The 15226-nt window shown below is 38.1% G+C and carries 13 protein-coding genes and 1 pseudogene; 7 read left to right on the plus strand and 7 right to left on the minus strand.

Annotation, left to right across the window (positions count from 1 at the left end; translation table 11 throughout):
- The first annotated feature begins 10 nt into the window (after nucleotides 1-10).
- Both CSB87_RS14235 and CSB87_RS14240 read left to right on the plus strand, forming a co-directional pair.
- Complete coding sequence (locus CSB87_RS14235) at nucleotides 11-1324, plus strand: McrC family protein (protein ID WP_004888326.1); 1314 nt, start codon at nucleotides 11-13, stop codon at nucleotides 1322-1324.
- Between the two features lie 162 nt (nucleotides 1325-1486).
- A complete protein-coding gene (locus CSB87_RS14240) occupies nucleotides 1487-2437 on the plus strand; it encodes a hypothetical protein (protein ID WP_006581380.1) in 951 nt (316 codons plus the stop codon).
- A gap of 4 nt (nucleotides 2438-2441) precedes the next feature.
- Here the strand turns inward: CSB87_RS14240 and CSB87_RS14245 are convergent, their stop codons facing one another.
- From CSB87_RS14245 to CSB87_RS14270, 6 genes are all read right to left on the minus strand, one after another.
- Nucleotides 2442-2744 (minus strand): hypothetical protein, encoded by a 303-nt coding sequence (locus CSB87_RS14245; RefSeq protein WP_004888323.1) that lies wholly within the window; start codon nucleotides 2742-2744, stop codon nucleotides 2442-2444.
- Between the two features lie 335 nt (nucleotides 2745-3079).
- A protein-coding gene (locus tag CSB87_RS14250) for an IS3 family transposase (RefSeq protein ID WP_085945698.1) occupies nucleotides 3080-4239 on the minus strand; the annotation gives its coding sequence in 2 pieces (ribosomal slippage) (nucleotides 3080-4005 and nucleotides 4005-4239; 1161 coding nt in all).
- A gap of 118 nt (nucleotides 4240-4357) precedes the next feature.
- Nucleotides 4358-4642, minus strand: a complete 285-nt coding sequence (locus CSB87_RS14255) for a hypothetical protein (protein WP_004888322.1) — start codon at nucleotides 4640-4642, stop codon at nucleotides 4358-4360.
- 636 nt (nucleotides 4643-5278) lie between these two features.
- Nucleotides 5279-6625, minus strand: a complete 1347-nt coding sequence (locus CSB87_RS14260; protein WP_004888321.1) for an OprD family outer membrane porin — start codon at nucleotides 6623-6625, stop codon at nucleotides 5279-5281.
- Between the two features lie 79 nt (nucleotides 6626-6704).
- A complete protein-coding gene (locus CSB87_RS14265) occupies nucleotides 6705-8090 on the minus strand; it encodes an MFS transporter (RefSeq protein ID WP_004888319.1) in 1386 nt (461 codons plus the stop codon).
- A gap of 172 nt (nucleotides 8091-8262) precedes the next feature.
- The gene (locus CSB87_RS14270; RefSeq protein WP_000050871.1) at nucleotides 8263-9207 is read right to left on the minus strand and encodes a dihydrodipicolinate synthase family protein; all 945 of its coding nucleotides are present in this window, start codon (nucleotides 9205-9207) and stop codon (nucleotides 8263-8265) included.
- A gap of 187 nt (nucleotides 9208-9394) precedes the next feature.
- Between CSB87_RS14270 and CSB87_RS14275 the strand changes: the two genes are divergently transcribed.
- Nucleotides 9395-10285, plus strand: a complete 891-nt coding sequence (locus CSB87_RS14275; RefSeq protein WP_004888317.1) for a LysR family transcriptional regulator — start codon at nucleotides 9395-9397, stop codon at nucleotides 10283-10285.
- Nucleotides 10286-10299: 14 nt separating this feature from the next.
- Here the strand turns inward: CSB87_RS14275 and CSB87_RS20270 are convergent.
- Nucleotides 10300-10458, minus strand: a pseudogene (locus CSB87_RS20270) (hypothetical protein); the annotation flags it as partial.
- Nucleotides 10459-10787: 329 nt separating this feature from the next.
- Here CSB87_RS20270 and CSB87_RS14280 point away from each other — a divergent pair.
- From CSB87_RS14280 to CSB87_RS14295, 4 genes are read left to right on the plus strand one after another with little or no spacing between them, the layout of a single operon-like run.
- Nucleotides 10788-13418, plus strand: coding sequence for a type VI secretion system Vgr family protein (locus CSB87_RS14280; RefSeq protein ID WP_106105083.1), 2631 nt, complete (start codon nucleotides 10788-10790; stop codon nucleotides 13416-13418).
- Nucleotides 13419-14324 carry a DUF4123 domain-containing protein gene (locus tag CSB87_RS14285; RefSeq protein ID WP_106105084.1) on the plus strand — a complete coding sequence of 302 codons (906 nt, stop codon included), beginning with the start codon at nucleotides 13419-13421 and terminating at the stop codon, nucleotides 14322-14324.
- Between the two features lie 8 nt (nucleotides 14325-14332).
- Nucleotides 14333-14761 carry a hypothetical protein gene (locus CSB87_RS14290; protein ID WP_004888313.1) on the plus strand — a complete coding sequence of 143 codons (429 nt, stop codon included), beginning with the start codon at nucleotides 14333-14335 and terminating at the stop codon, nucleotides 14759-14761.
- Nucleotides 14762-14775: 14 nt separating this feature from the next.
- Nucleotides 14776-15207 carry a hypothetical protein gene (locus tag CSB87_RS14295; protein ID WP_004888312.1) on the plus strand — a complete coding sequence of 144 codons (432 nt, stop codon included), beginning with the start codon at nucleotides 14776-14778 and terminating at the stop codon, nucleotides 15205-15207.
- Nucleotides 15208-15226 lie beyond the last annotated feature (19 nt).

The raw sequence follows: 15226 nt of genomic DNA on the forward strand, positions 1-15226 counted from the left end.
GAGAAGAGGCATGTCTGATTTTACCGTTAGAGAATATGCTTTCATAAGTATTGCTTATGATGGATGTCCTCAGTCAACACTCGATCACGCTTATATTCCTAAATCTGCATTTGAATATTTGTGCGAACTTTCAGCTTCTTTTTCAAAACATGGGGCAAAAGTATTTGAATTAGCTGGGCATAGAAAGCTTAGACTAGATCAATATGTTGGAGTTATCGAAACCAGATGTGGTACGCGTATTGAAATATTGCCCAAGCATGTTGATATAATTCTTAGTGAGTCTAATCAAACTGCGATTGAAAAAGAACGCGAGCTCTTAAAAAAGATGCTCAAAGTATCTCTACATTTACCATACCGTGATGCTGGGGAAGCTAGCCTAAATCGCTTTAAACAACCTATACATGAGTGGATCATAGAACAGTTTCTTTGTAATTTTGAAAAACTTATTCAATATGGTTTGCGTTTTGATTATCAACGTGTTCAGGAAGAACAAAAGTACTTAAGAGGACAATTACTGCATGTCAAACATATGCGACAATCCCCAGCAAGAAAGCATATTTTTCCGATTGAACACGACATCTATGAAGTTGATCGCCCTGAAAATAGGTTAATTAAAACTGCATTAGATGTCGTTTGTAAAAAAACACGAAGCTCTAAAAATTGGAAACTTGCTCAAGAGCTTCGCTTAATGACTGGAGAAATTCCAAAGAGTCAAAATATAGTTCAAGATTTCAAGCAGTGGCAATCAGGGCGTTTACTCGCACTATATGTAGATATAAGACCATGGACTGAGCTGATTTTAAGTGAATATATGCCTGTATCTACTCATGGTGGTTGGCGTGGGATGAGTTTACTATTTCCTATGGAAAAACTTTTTGAGCATTATGTTGCTTATCATTTACATCATGAGTTAAAAGAGTGGGATGTAAAAACACAAGTATCGAATCAACATATTTGTACTTTTAATGAAAAACCACTTTTTAGATTGAAACCTGATATTTATATTCAGCACAAGTGTTCCCCGTACAAAATTATTTTAGATACCAAATGGAAATTATTAGACCAAAATGATCGAAATCGACGCTTTGGATTGAAAGATAGTGATGTGCAACAAATGTTTGCCTATAGTCATTATTATTTAGACCATGCCAGTGAAGTAATTCTAATTTATCCTTATCATAAAAATAAGTTTGAAGACGAAATTTGCTTTAAATTTAATGTTCAAAATGATCAAGCTATGCTGCGGGTTATTCCATTTAATTTAGATAAGCCATATGACTTTATAAAATCTATTTCTTTATCAAATTTTGAGAGTAAACTTTAAACGATTGATAAGAAAGAGATATATCGGATAGTTTTTGAATAATATGTGAAAACATACTCTGAAAATTGGGGAAATTTCAAAACATGATTACTCCGCTGGGGAGCGGTTTAAGAAAGGGTAATCATCGATTCTTAAATAATTTATAAGATTTGGTTAGATCAAATGAACAACTTTATAACGAGATGTGTAAATAATCTGAGGCAGTGGCATGAAGTTGCGCTGACAATGACTAAAGCGATAGTTGCAATAGGAGTGTTGTGCTTAGTTGCATACCTTTTAACAATTAGCTATATCCCTTCAGAAATTAGCTTTGGCGATACACTTATTTTTTTACTGATTTTTGCAGCTTTTTCTATTGTTTATACCGCATTCTGCATGATGTTATTTTTCTTTGGTATTTCTTTACTGCCAGTGACTTATTTCATCTTAAGTGTGGTTGATAGATATCTGCCATCTCATATCAAAATCGGAGAAAAACTTCCATTTCCAAAGATTAGTATTATTACATTGGGCGTATCTGTTTACCTTCTCTACATTATTCGTGGTTTATTTTTCCTAGATTGGAAAATTAATGCTTATATTGGCATTACTATAAGTCTAATTTCTTTCTCTTATTATGCTTTTTATGTTAATCAGAAGAGAGTCAAAGAATACCGTTTAAAGTTTGAAAATTTAAGAGAAATTATTGATGATCCTAAAGCGAGTAAAAATCTAAAAAATTTTGCAGAAACAAAGTTAAAGCAATTAGAAATATGGATTAAAAATTCTATACAGTCAGCTCTTTTTCTTATTCTAACTCCACTAATCTTTATGTCTTTGATTGAAGACGTGGGCAAAATTTTTTTATATTACACTATGGAAAAAACTGGTGTAAGAATAGAAAAGGCAACCTTATATATTAAAGAACCGTATGCAAATTTAATTGAATTGCCACAAACAACAACTAAGGAGCTGAATCAGTATAAAACCTTTATTTTTAAAGATGTTAAAGTGTTATTTCAAGGCATTGGTAAAAGTACTTTAGTTTCTTACAAAGTGAAAGATATAGAAAAGCAGTTAGTGATTCCAAATGAATATATTACTGTAGAGCGAAGCAAGAAAATTGAAGAGTAATTAATTATAAAGAATAAGAAATAGTTAGAGCTATGAAAGCAAGGATATAAACAATTGCTATTGTTGTTCTAGCCATAGCGTTTGCATCACTACTTTTTTCCGTAAGTGGGGGGAAAAGTGGTAATGCTGCATTTTTTAAAATAAAGAATATTAAGGCGTACCCTGCAATAAGTGAAAATACATATTCAAATCCCAATTTTTCCTTAAAGTAAGCAATTAAAGCCATTATTAACATGAATAGGGCTAAGCTCATTAAAAGATATCTCTTAGAGGGAGAGTCTTTTATAAAGAAATCTTCAATTGACATAGAAATGGCTCGCTTTGAAATATTAAATTTTAGATGAACAATTTTTTTAAAATCAACTGATTAATTTTTTTGAGTATTCTTTCTATGTAAAAAGAATAGACTAAGTTTTTTGATTAACCTAGATACTTCAAGACAAATGGTAGGAATAAATCCTTAGAAAAGGAAGTAACGAAATTCCCCCCAAGGCCCCCGTGCCACAACAGAACTTTAATTTTTTGCGCTGATTTAAAGTCTGATCCTAGACAGTATCGTGGACAACAAATCCCTCTAAATTCTTAAAATATTTCTTCTCAAAGGCTTCAGGGCTTAACCAGCCATTTGCAGAATGTCTGATCCTAGACAGTATCGTGGACAACAAATCCCTCTAAATTCTTAAAATATTTCTTCTCAAAGGCTTCAGGGCTTAACCAGCCATTTGCAGAATGTCTTCTGACCCGATTGTAATAAATCTCAATATAGTCAAACAAGACAGCATTCGCTTCTTTTCGAGTGGCAAACACACTGCCATGGACCACATGACCTTTCAATGTATGAAAGAAGCTTTCAGTCACTGCATTATCCCAACAGTTTCCACGTCTAGACATACTCTGAGTACAATCATTTGTCAGTAACAGCGCTCTAAAATCACGACTACAGTACTGTGAACCTTGGTCCGAATGAACCATAACACCAGTTGGATAACCCTGACGAGCCATTGCATAGTTAAACGTATCACACACCAACTGGCGGTCTATTCGATGGCTGGTTTGCCACCCCACGATACGACGACTAAATAGATCCAGCATCACACATAAATACAGCCAACCTTGCTTGGTACGGATATAGGTAATATCCGTTGTCCAAACCTTGTTAGGCTGAATGACTGTAAATTGACGCTCTAACAGATTGGGTGCTGTAGGCAAACGATGGTTTGAATCAGTCGTATGCTTGTATTTACGCGCAATCCTGCTGCGTAAACCCAGATTTTTCAGCATTCTTCCAACAGTGCGTTCACTCATGCTGTAACCTAAATCATGCATGTCATGTACCAATGAAGGTGCACCCAATCGTGCATGATGCTGCCAATATACGGCTTTTAAATCATTATATTTCTCTACCGTATTGGCCTGACGTTTTCGCCAGGCATAATAGCCTGAAGTGCTGACACCTAGGTATTTACAGGCAGAAGATACCGTGACTTCATTCATATCTAGATCTTGAATTACCGTGTACTTTTCTTGGCATGATCTGTTAGAAAGTACACATGCGCTTTTTTTAAGATGTCATTGGCTTCCTTGAGCTGTTTGACTTCTTTCTCTAATTCCAAGATCCGCTGTTGTTCTGGTGAAAGTTGACGTTTGCTTGAACCCACTGGATTGGTTTCACGAATCCATTTGTCTAAAGTTGAATAACCCACACCTAATTTCTGGGCGATTGCAGCTATAGGCTCGTGTGAGTTTGAAAGTGCATAATCAATTGCTTGCTGTTTAAATTCAGCACTAAAACGTTTGGCCATTTCTTGGATCTCCAAAGTTAACGTTACGTTATCTTTAGAGGGAAGTACTGTCCATTATTTTGGCTAGGATCAGTCATCCACCATTGCGACACAGAGATAAGGGAGCTAAGCCAAACGCTTAGCCCATGTCGTTTTTATCGCACCGCCGCATCACACTAAAAAAAGTAGGGGCAAAGTCCTGTGGGAGAGCAGGACTTTGCAAACTGACATGTTCTAGGCGTTGCATAAGCTGAGGTGAATACACTTGTTCAAGCCGTTGGTAAATACAGTCGCAACTGGCTTGGGTGTGCCCACCCGACAGGCAAATTTTTTCAAACTCCTGCTGCGTGCGGAGGTCACAACCCGAAACGCCGTAATCGCCGACAACAAGGCCTAAAACCAAAATAGTTTTATAAAATTTCATATTATTCTCGTGATGATTTGGGGATATCTCAATGAGAAAAAATAAACTGCTATATTTTAAGTTTTAAAATCATTTTTTAGGCAATAGTTAACCTGCCTATAAAAGCAATAAAATAAAATGATTAAAATTTTAAAATAAAAATAATTTATAAATTTGAAAATTTAGATAATAGAAAACCTAAATTTTAAATAAATAAAAAGTTTATAAGGGAGAGGGGATAAGTTTATATAGTGGCATGGTCAACTCCTTAGAATTTATGGAGCTCTACCACCGAAAATCACCGTCAATTGATTAGGGTGGTAGAACGAAAAGGGGTTAGCAGACTGGGATCCATGGAACCAGCACGCGCAAGCGCGTCCCCCTCTCGTCCTACCGCAAAGAAAAGGGACGCAAGGGTCTAACGACTTATAGTAGAACTATAACCCGCCGTGGATCTACGGTCTGCTAAAACCGTCTGGCAATGTAGGCCAGCGAGACCATAATAATCATAAGTTTTTAATAGGTCAATTCAATTTAAATAAAATATTATAAAAATTTTAAATATAAATTTATATTTTAATTAAGCTCAAAAGTTAATGTATTTAAAGCCGTAAATTAATAAAAATAATAAAGCTAAACTAAACGTTTAGCTTGTTCTTAAAATATATAACGGTAATTAATAAATACACGGTGCTGGTCCCAATCTTTCCGAGACATGCCATTTATTTTTTCACCTAGGTTTGCATTTTCAAATTTTGACTCATAATGCAAAAATGAATAACGCACATCTAAGTTTTTCACCCACGGCAAGGCATAACTCACCGTAAAGTCAAAGTAACGCTCTTTACCCTCAATATCACTGCTGATGTTACTTTGGTGCGCGCCAAAGCCATAAATATACTTCGCCTCGGTTTTTAAACCTTTCACGTAGTCTTTCCAGTTATATTTCAAGCGAAGGGCAACGGCGGTTTCATCGTTATTGGTAAAATCAGGGCCAATGGTCGCCGAGGTCGGAAACGGGTTGGTGCCGTGGTCTTGCGTTAAAACCGAGTTACGGTCGGAATGCACGGCAAAGTTATCTTCAATCCAAAAGCCATCAAACTTTGAAACGGCAATGCCACCTTCGAGATTATTCTTGGCCATATTTACATCGACAAAGTAACCATTGCCACGGTTGTTAATGTCTTGGCCTTTGACACAGTCCAGCTCGGACTCGGCACTGCATTTAAACAGCTTGCCATCATCACGCGAGAAAAAAGCACCCGTGTTGAATGTCCACACAAGGCTATGCAGAGGCAATTTATATTGAGCAATCGCCCCGTACTTTTTTAAATAATCTTTGCTATTTAAATATTCGGCATTCACGCTCCAGTTTTTGTATTGATACTTGGCACCAAGCAAACCGACATAATCAATTCGCTCGTCATTTTCAGTCACCAGTTTTTCAAATGAGTCCATGCTGCGCGGTTTCCAGCGATCATAGTAGGCGATGTAAGTCTGTAGCTGATCATTCAGCTGAAACTGACCACTCGCCCCCGAAAAAGTGTCGGGTACCGCGCGGTTGTTGGTGCTTTTAAGCAACAGCGAATCGTACAACTGGCGGCCTAACTTAATTTCACCTTTGTCGCCGAGTTTTGCTTTGATGTAGAGCTGCCCTAAAGTTGCAAAGTTTTGATCAAGCTTGCCGTTATTTTCGACTTCTAAAAGCTGAGCACTAGGCTTGCCAGAGTCAAATAACTTGGTGACTGCATAGATTGAACCATCTACCCCAAGCCAGTCCCACAAGTAAGGTGACTGATAATTTAACTCCAGGCCTAAGGCACTTTGCTCATATTCACTCGACGAAGGCGAAGGGTTCGCAAGCGTGGGGTGGGCGGTGCCTTCATCGTTCCAGTAACGGGTGTTGAGTTTTAATTCTAACTTGCCAAATTCTTGAGGAAGCTCTGCATAAGCATTGCTCACGCTGCCTAAACCGATACAGCCCCATAGCAAATATTTATTCATTTTAAATTCCTTTTTTAAGCATGAATAAGCCCTTTGCCTAACGCTGAGGTTAGGCAAGCTTTTTTATGAAATGGATGAATTAAGGAGATAGTTTTTCGAGCACTTGGCCTTTGGTTTCAATGGCAAACAAGAATGTCACCAGACCACCAACGAGTGCCACAACAGCCAGCACACTAAACACATATTGAATGCCATAGCCACCAACCACGAGGCCCACCATCACAGGCCCAATTGCAGAGCCAGCACGAAGCCAAGCAGTACTAAAACCAATGCCCATCGCACGGAGGCGAGTTGGGTAAAGTTCGGCAGCGTAAAGATATAAAGAGAATGAAATAGTCTGCAAAATGGCATAACTCAGCGTTGCTAAAATCACCACTTGCATGGCCGATTTTGCGCCTAAAATCGAAAGGCTCATGAGTGGAATAATCGCCAAGAAAAATGCTGCACTGTACCAAGGGCGGCGACCGACTTTATCAATCATTAACGCACAGATAATAGAAGCAATCACACCTACGCCCGAAGTAATCCAGCCATAACCCAAACTGGTTTGCAGCGACAGACCAAAGTGTTGTTTGTAGAGAGATGGCAGCCAAGTCACCATGGCATTGTTCACCATGTATACGCAAAACCACATGCCCCACAGGGTAAAGGTACGTTTACGGTAAATACCACGGAATAGCTCGCGCCAGTCGGTTTTTGCCATGCCTTGCGGGTTAATTTCTTTAACCACAGGTTCAGCCAAAGTTTTACCGCTTTTGATGGCACCGTCTTCAAAGCTTTTGACGACTTGATCGGCTTCTTTAAAACGACCTTTTGAGGCAAGCCAACGCGGTGACTCAGGTAAGAAAAACCGTAAAGGAATGACCAAGATTGATGGAATTAAGCCCACAATAAACATGACTTTCCAGCCGTAAATTGGCATCAGGAAAAACGCTGCCATACCTGCAAACATAAGACCGAGTGGAAATAAAACTTCATAGAGCAAGAAAAACTTACCGCGCTTTTCTGCACCAATAAACTCATTAATATAGGCACTCGCAACAGGCACTTCGCCACCTGTACCAACGCCTTGTAAGAAACGGAAAATTAACAGCGACATTCCGCTCCACGCAAACAGACAAGAAATATCCATTGCCACAAACAGTAAAATGGTAAAAGACAGCACTTTTAAACGACCGACTTTTTCGGCAAGAGAACCAAAAAAGATCGCACCGACCAGTTGCCCGACATAGCCCGCGGCAATGATCGCACCGACATAGGCAGGCGTGAGGTGCCATTCGGTAATGAGTTGGGGTAAAGCAAAGGCAATCGCAAGAACAGTATAAGCGTCAAAAAAGGTCGCGATACCGATGGTAATTCGCATAAATTGCAATCGTCCGGTGACGGGTAGCCGTTCGAGTCTTGCAATAATTTCCGCATTTTTTTGATGATGACTAATTTGTTCTACATCCGCTAGATTTGTCATCTTATATCTCCTTATCACTACATTCCTCGTAGTTTTGTTGTTCTATTTCGCACTACCTGTTCACCACAGTTTGCATGCTTTTTATTATTGTTTTTAAGAGACATGCCCGATGTTTGGCCTCAGGCAGCGTACAGGAAAAAAAGGCTAGCGTATATGCTAGCCCGAATGGAATTTAAGCAACGGCTTGGGTTAAATCGACCTTGCCAATTCCGGCTTGACGCATTGCATCATGAATTTCTTGCTCAGCACCATCTGCTAGTGGAAGCAGAGGTGAACGCACAGTGGCATGGTCCAAAATTCCGCGAGCAACCAGTGCATGTTTAAGTGCGACTGTTCCTTCCATGTGTGAACCGCGGTGATAAACATTGCGAGTCACTGGTAATAATTGGTCGTGAATCGCACGTGCTTTGGCGTAATCTTTGGCTTTACCTGCTTTAATCATTTCAATTAATAGTTCAGGGGCAATATTGCCGTAGCCAACCAAAGCGCCGTCTACATCAAACATGGTGTGAAGCAAATATTCATCGTGGCACGTCAACACCTGTAAGTCTGGACGTTCACGGCGAATAATCGGAATTTCGACATCCCAGCGGCGCATGTTACGCACACCATTTTTCATGGCAAATACGCCCGGCTGTGCAGAAATATCAAGTAGAGTGTCTAGGTCGTAAGTGGCCTTCGTTGCATCTGGATATTGGAATAAAATAGATGGCAAACCACTTTCTTCATAAATCGCTTTATAGCGGTCTTGTGGTGCGCCTTTTTGATAGCCAAAACGCAACCAGCCATGTGAAGGGTAAATCAAACCTGCTGAAGCACCTGCACTCACTGCACGTTTTGCTTCTTCTGCTGCAACCGAAGTACCTTCGAGCGTAATCCCTGCGATTACCGGAATTTTGTCATCTACCGATTTAACAAAGCTTTCGATGACCTGCATTTGTTCTTTTTGCGACAAGAATGTTCCTTCACCTGCATGCCCAAGAACAACCAAGCCTTTCACACCATCAATACTGCCTAACCATGAACCTAAACGTTGAATTGCATCATGGTCTACTTGTCCGTCACGGGTAAAAGGAGTCACAGGTGCTGGGGTTAATCCACGTAAATCTAAACTCATAATCGTACTTCCTATACAGTGTAATTAAATATTCTCTGGTTCTTAATCTGACTTAAATCGTGTTGTAGAGAACATGATTGGAGTATAGAAATAGGTGAGCTATGTAGGAATTACCAATTCTTGAATTTCAGTTATACTGAAAATGTATGGCTCAAAATGCTGCCTATTTACGATTTAGGAAGAATCGATGAATTATGAATTATGGAAAATATTTTTAGATGCGGTGGAACTCGGTAGCTTAAGTAAAGTCGCGATGCTGCATAACACCAACCAACCGCAAATCAGTCGGCAAATGAACGAGCTTGAGGCCCAATGTGGCGGACGTTTATTTAACCGAACTGGACGCGGCGTAGAACTCACCGATTTAGGCCAGCATTTACTTCCTAAAATTCGTTCATGGCTGAACGTAACCGACCAACTGAATAATGAAATTTTGCACTCGACCGACACCCCAATTGGTACGGTGCGCATAGCTAGCTTACCGTCTACAGCACATCCGTTGTTATCGACTTTGTATAAAGTGCTTCAAGAGAAATATCCCCTAATTAAACTTTCAGTACGTGAAGGGCAAGGCGTGCATTTAGAAAAATGGCTAGAAGATGGCAGCGTCGATTTAGCCATACTCTATCGCTTTAACCCAACGCCTAAACAGGGCGATGTTTACCTTACCCAAGCCGATACCTATTTGGTCGGCTGTGAAGGAGATGTGTTAACTCGTGAAAATGAAGTCGACTTTAAAAAGATAAGCCAGTTACCGCTGGTCACGTTTTGCAGGCCAAGTAACTGGCGCAATTTTTTAGACCACATGGCTTATGAAAATGGGGTAGAGCTGAATATTGTGTTTGAAGCCGATTCGATTAGTTTACAAACCCATTTGGTTTCCGAGTCTCGCATGTATACCATGCTGGGGCCGCAAGCGTTAAAGAAAGCTAGCCAATACACTCCAATTCAAGCTGCAAAAATTATTAACCCCGCGCTCAAGCGTTATATTTCTTTGTCTATTTCTAAACATGGCTATTTAACGCCTGCGTGTAAGGCGGTGATGGAAGAAATCAGGAATCTTGCCGATTTGCTTTAAAAAAACTTGTAACTTCATGACTGGCACTGCTGCATCGTACGCAGCATGGTTTTTACAAAATCACGCGGCACTTCTGGGCTTTGTAGACTTAACCTTCCAAGCTTCTGCATGAGTTTTGGGGAGTATTGGCGTTCTAAACGATGATAAATACACAGACAGGTCGCGCAACTATAAATTTTAAGTAAAAGTCACTGTTTCATCATAGTCGGAGCGGTTTTAGAGGCCAAATTGATTTGACGATAGAAGCATTTATGTTTTTGAAATGAATATTATTAAGTAAAATTTTAATAATATTTTATTTTTAATTAATAATAAAAATATTGCAGAATATTTATTCAATAAAGTGAAATAATTTATTTAAGATAACTTTTTAATACAAAAATATTATTATATTTATATCTTTGATTTTATTAAAATTTACTAAAAATTCGCATGTTTACTTGTTTGATGGTTTTGTATCTGTTTGTTAATATGAGTAAGTTAATTTGTGGTTAAAATAACAATGTTAAATAATATTTTTGATTTCTTAGATAAAATTGGTTTTGCTTCACAAAAACGGGCTCTACATATTTATTTTACTAATCCTGAAATAAATAATCAGGTTTTTTTACAACGTATTGATGGCTTTCATTCTATAAATGAAGGGCTTTCTGCTGAGCTTATTTGCTTATCAATAAACCCTTATATTTCTTTAAAACAATTTATTGGATGCCAAGTTGCCGTAGAACAAGTAACAGATTCAGGCAAATTATTTAGAACGACAGGAATTATCATAGGGGCGAGTCAAGGGCAAAGTGATGGCGCACTTTGTTTATATAAACTGACTATGCAAGATGCGACCAGTTTATGGCACAAACGACGTAATAGTCGGGTGTTTATGAATAAAAGTGCAGTAGAAATTATTGAGATTATTTTTAAAGAGTGGCAAAACAAAAGTTCTTTATTTGCCGCAAGCTTACAACTAGATAGCAGTGGCTTAACTAAGAATTATGATATTCGACCTTTTTCTATGCAGTCGAATGAAAGTGATTATGCGTATTTAACCCGTCTCATGCGGGAAGAGGGTATCAACTGGTTAATTGATGAATCAGAGTCTATGGTCTTGAGTAATAGCCAGACGATTGAGCCTCAAAAACTACGCCTTATTGATCATAATAATGAATATAAAGTCTTAGAGCGTCGAGCTATTCGCTATCATAGAAGCGATGCAACTGAACAAAATGACAGTATTACCAGTTTTATTGCACAAAGACAGCTGCAGCCCACGGCAATCCATCTTCAACGTTGGCAAGCAGATAACTTAAGTCAAGAAGATGCAAGTGGAAGTGTTTTAAGCGCACATCAGCATAGTTCACAACGTGATAATGAAAGTTTAAGTCTTGAACAGGCATGGACAATTGCACCTGCTTGGATTACGGACTTGAACGGAGAAGATCAGGCAACCACTTCAAGCAATAGTCAGATTGAAAAACTAAATAAACAATTAAATCAATATCAAGCTTTGCAGGCAAAGTATTTTATTGCTCGAAGCAGCGTACGAGATGCTCAAGTTGGTTATTGGTTCAAGTTAAATGAACATCCTGAACTTGAAAGAAATCATGAAAGTTCTGATAAAGAGTTTTTGATTTTAAGTAAGCGGTTTTATAACCAGAACAATTTACCAAAAGATATACGTGATCAAGTTGAACAACTATTAAGTTTGAGCCATTGGCAAGTCAGTCATGATCGAGCGCAAGAACGTCAAGCCAATGAACTCATGGTTGTACGCCGCTATATCGATATTGTTCCAGAGTTTGACCCATTAATACATCGTCCCTCGGCCCATGTGCAACGGGCCAAAGTAGTGGGTTTAGATGGAGAAGAAATTCATGTAGATGAATGGGGGCGTATCAAGGTTCGTTTTTTATTCACCCCTACCGATGACCATCAACATGATGGAGGTGCAGGAAGCAATGACAATGATACTGACTCGGCTTGGGTAGATGTATTAACGCCATGGGCAGGGGAAGGATACGGTGCACGCTTTTTGCCACGAGTGGGTGAAATCGTCGTAATTGACTTTTTTGATGGAAATATTGACCGTCCATTTGTTACAGGGCGAGTCCATGAAGGGCAACGGTCACCTACCAAATTTGATATTAAAGGCCAGCTACCGGATACCAAAAAGTTAAGTGGTATTCGTACTAAAGAAGTAAGTGGGTCTGGTTTTAACCAACTTCGGTTTGATGATACGACTGGGCAAATTAGTACTCAGCTCCATAGTAGTCATGGGGCAAGTCAATTAAATTTAGGTAATTTAAGTCATCCTAAAGAGCAGGCTGAAAGTGATGGAAGAGGTCAGGGATTTGAATTAAGGTCTGATTTATCTGGTGCGATTCGTAGTAAAGGACTATATGTTTCAACTTTCATTCAACCGGGTGCTCAAAAAACACAACTCGAAGCAAAGGAAGCGATTGAAAATCTTTCCGAGGGCTTGGAGCGTATGAAAGCTTTATCTGAATATGCAGGTAAGCAGCAAGCTGAGGCAGCAGATATGCTTCAAAATGTTGAGATCTATATCAAAAAAATAGAATCTCAATGGAAAGACCTAAAAGCCATGAAAGATGCACTCATACTTTTAGCTGCTCCTGAAAGTATTGGTTTAACATCAGGAAAAGATATCCATATTCAAGCATCTGAAAGCATTACGCTTGGTAGTGGAAAATCTATTAATACAAGTACAGATGAAAATCTAATTTTAAATGCGAAGAAAAAAGTAAGCTTATTTGCAGGACAAGAAGATTTAAAAATTTATGCTGCTAAAGGTAAGTTTGATATTCAGGCTCAAGATAATGTACTAGATGCATCTGCAAGATTAGATATCAAAATTACTTCATCAGAAGGAAAAGTTGAAATCAATAGTCCTAAAGAAATTGTCTTAAGGGCTAAAGAGAGTGCACTAAGAATTGATGCATCAGGTGTAACAGTAATTACTCCGCAAAAATTTACAGCTAAAGCTGGTCAGCATCTTTTTACAACTGGAGCAAGTGAAGCACCGACCTTACCGATTTTTCCAAATAACGTGTGTTGGGAATGTTTGGCGAGACGAGCAGCACAAAAAGGTGCATTTATAAACAAAGGAGATGGTCAATAAATGGCTGCTAAATTACCGCTTCAGACATTTTTTAAAACATTCCAGCAACACTCTTTAGCAGAAGTTGGATTAAACGTTTTTACACTTGCAGATGCTGCACAAGATAATAGTTTCTTAAAGAAATTTGAGCACCTACGTCAAAAATGCCTTTTGTTAGAAGCGAGTGGTGAGGAAGCAAAAGCGGTGTCTCCTCATTTACTTCAACTCCCTCAAGATTTTTCATCACAAGAATGGCAATGGATACAACAAAATATTGCAGGCACGCCTCGCATGACAATTATAGTAAGCCCTTTGTCCTTCAATTATTTGTTTGACCACCTACGAAAATTTTTAGAAGTAAAATTTGAAGGTGGACTCGAAATGTTTTTGGCATTTTGGGACCCTGTAATCTTAGCTACCTTGGTTGGCCATAAAGAAAATAAAACTTTGTATGTCGAAGGGCCTGTATTTAATGCTCAGCAGATTGAAGACTTACTTACTCCTCTTCAAAGTTGGTGGTATTGGGATAGGTTAGGAAAACTTCAAGTAATTTGGGGAATAAACGAACGGGTTGAACAATTACCTTATGTGCAAGTTCCTTTACATTTTACCGTTGAACAAGAAGAAATGATGGTTGAGGCAACTTTCCCTGATAATCTTATTTATTATTTAAAACTCAATAATGAATTTCTTATTATTGATATGACAGATAATGAATTATATCAATTTGTTATTAAATCTATTCCTGAGGCTAGAGCGTATAACTTATTTGGTACACGAGATATTTTAAATTTTATTTGTTTAAAATTGATTTATAAAGAAAACTTTTTAACAGATAAAGGGTTAAATCAAAAACTAGAACGCTTAAAAGATAAAAAAATATCTATGGATGAAGTGATGGTCCAACTTGTAGCAAATGCGAGCTAATAAATTTTATGATGAATAAAATGCAACGGTCGAATAGATTATTTTTAATACTTGGTTTGATATTTAGTCTTGTAGGTTGTGTTAGCCTTGGTCCAAATGCGACTTATTATATGGGTACAACATCCTTTAATTATGATCCTTCATATAATAGTTATATGGTTAAGATGAATGGTTCTGAAATTGGAGGTGGATTTGGGAATGCAACCCTTACTAGTTCAATTAAAGTAGGAGAACAAGTCATTACATGGAAAAATGCAAGCACAGGTGAAAAACATACTGCTAAAAATCAAGTGACTATCACAAAAGAACAGTTAAAAGGTAAAAAGTATTTAGCTGTACATCTTTATCCTGATGATACCGTAGAAATAACGATTTCAAATAACTGGCCTATGCCAACTGAAAAAGGTCTTAGCTTATTAGACCAATTCAGACGGTAAAGAGATTAAATACTATGGTTTTAAAGAAAATATTACTATTGCCTATGAGCTTGATGTTAAGTATGGCTGGTTGCGCTAGTTTTGGTCCAAATGCAACTTATTATATGGGAACCACATCTTTTAACTATAATCCTGCTTATACAAGCTATGACGTGACATTAAATGGTTATGAAATTGGAGCTGGTTTTGGTGGGGGGATGAGTTCAGAACCAGTAAAATTGGGACCACAAACAATTACATGGAAAGATGCAAACACAGGGGAAGTACATACTTCAAAAAATATAGTCATTATTACCAAAGAGCAGTTAAAAGGCAAAAAATATTTAGCAGCTCACTTATATCCCGATGATACGGTTGAAATATCAACTTCAAATGATTGGCCTGAACCTATTCAAAAGGGATTAGATTGGCGAACTGAAATCTGGAAGAAGATTCATATAAATTAAAAGACTTATACAATGAATA

It is taken from the genome of Acinetobacter sp. AR_0276 (assembly GCF_003000705.1).
GTDB classification, from domain to species: domain Bacteria; phylum Pseudomonadota; class Gammaproteobacteria; order Pseudomonadales; family Moraxellaceae; genus Acinetobacter; species Acinetobacter nosocomialis.

Coding starts and splice junctions, on each gene's coding strand:
- CSB87_RS14235 (WP_004888326.1), top strand. CDS start 11: ATGTCTGATTTTACCGTTAGAGAATATGCTTTCATAAGTATTGCTTAT.
- CSB87_RS14240 (WP_006581380.1), top strand. CDS start 1,487: ATGAACAACTTTATAACGAGATGTGTAAATAATCTGAGGCAGTGGCAT.
- CSB87_RS14245 (WP_004888323.1), bottom strand. CDS start 2,744: ATGTCAATTGAAGATTTCTTTATAAAAGACTCTCCCTCTAAGAGATAT.
- CSB87_RS14255 (WP_004888322.1), bottom strand. CDS start 4,642: ATGAAATTTTATAAAACTATTTTGGTTTTAGGCCTTGTTGTCGGCGAT.
- CSB87_RS14260 (WP_004888321.1), bottom strand. CDS start 6,625: ATGAATAAATATTTGCTATGGGGCTGTATCGGTTTAGGCAGCGTGAGC.
- CSB87_RS14265 (WP_004888319.1), bottom strand. CDS start 8,090: ATGACAAATCTAGCGGATGTAGAACAAATTAGTCATCATCAAAAAAAT.
- CSB87_RS14270 (WP_000050871.1), bottom strand. CDS start 9,207: ATGAGTTTAGATTTACGTGGATTAACCCCAGCACCTGTGACTCCTTTT.
- CSB87_RS14275 (WP_004888317.1), top strand. CDS start 9,395: ATGAATTATGAATTATGGAAAATATTTTTAGATGCGGTGGAACTCGGT.
- CSB87_RS14280 (WP_106105083.1), top strand. CDS start 10,788: ATGTTAAATAATATTTTTGATTTCTTAGATAAAATTGGTTTTGCTTCA.
- CSB87_RS14285 (WP_106105084.1), top strand. CDS start 13,419: ATGGCTGCTAAATTACCGCTTCAGACATTTTTTAAAACATTCCAGCAA.
- CSB87_RS14290 (WP_004888313.1), top strand. CDS start 14,333: ATGATGAATAAAATGCAACGGTCGAATAGATTATTTTTAATACTTGGT.
- CSB87_RS14295 (WP_004888312.1), top strand. CDS start 14,776: ATGGTTTTAAAGAAAATATTACTATTGCCTATGAGCTTGATGTTAAGT.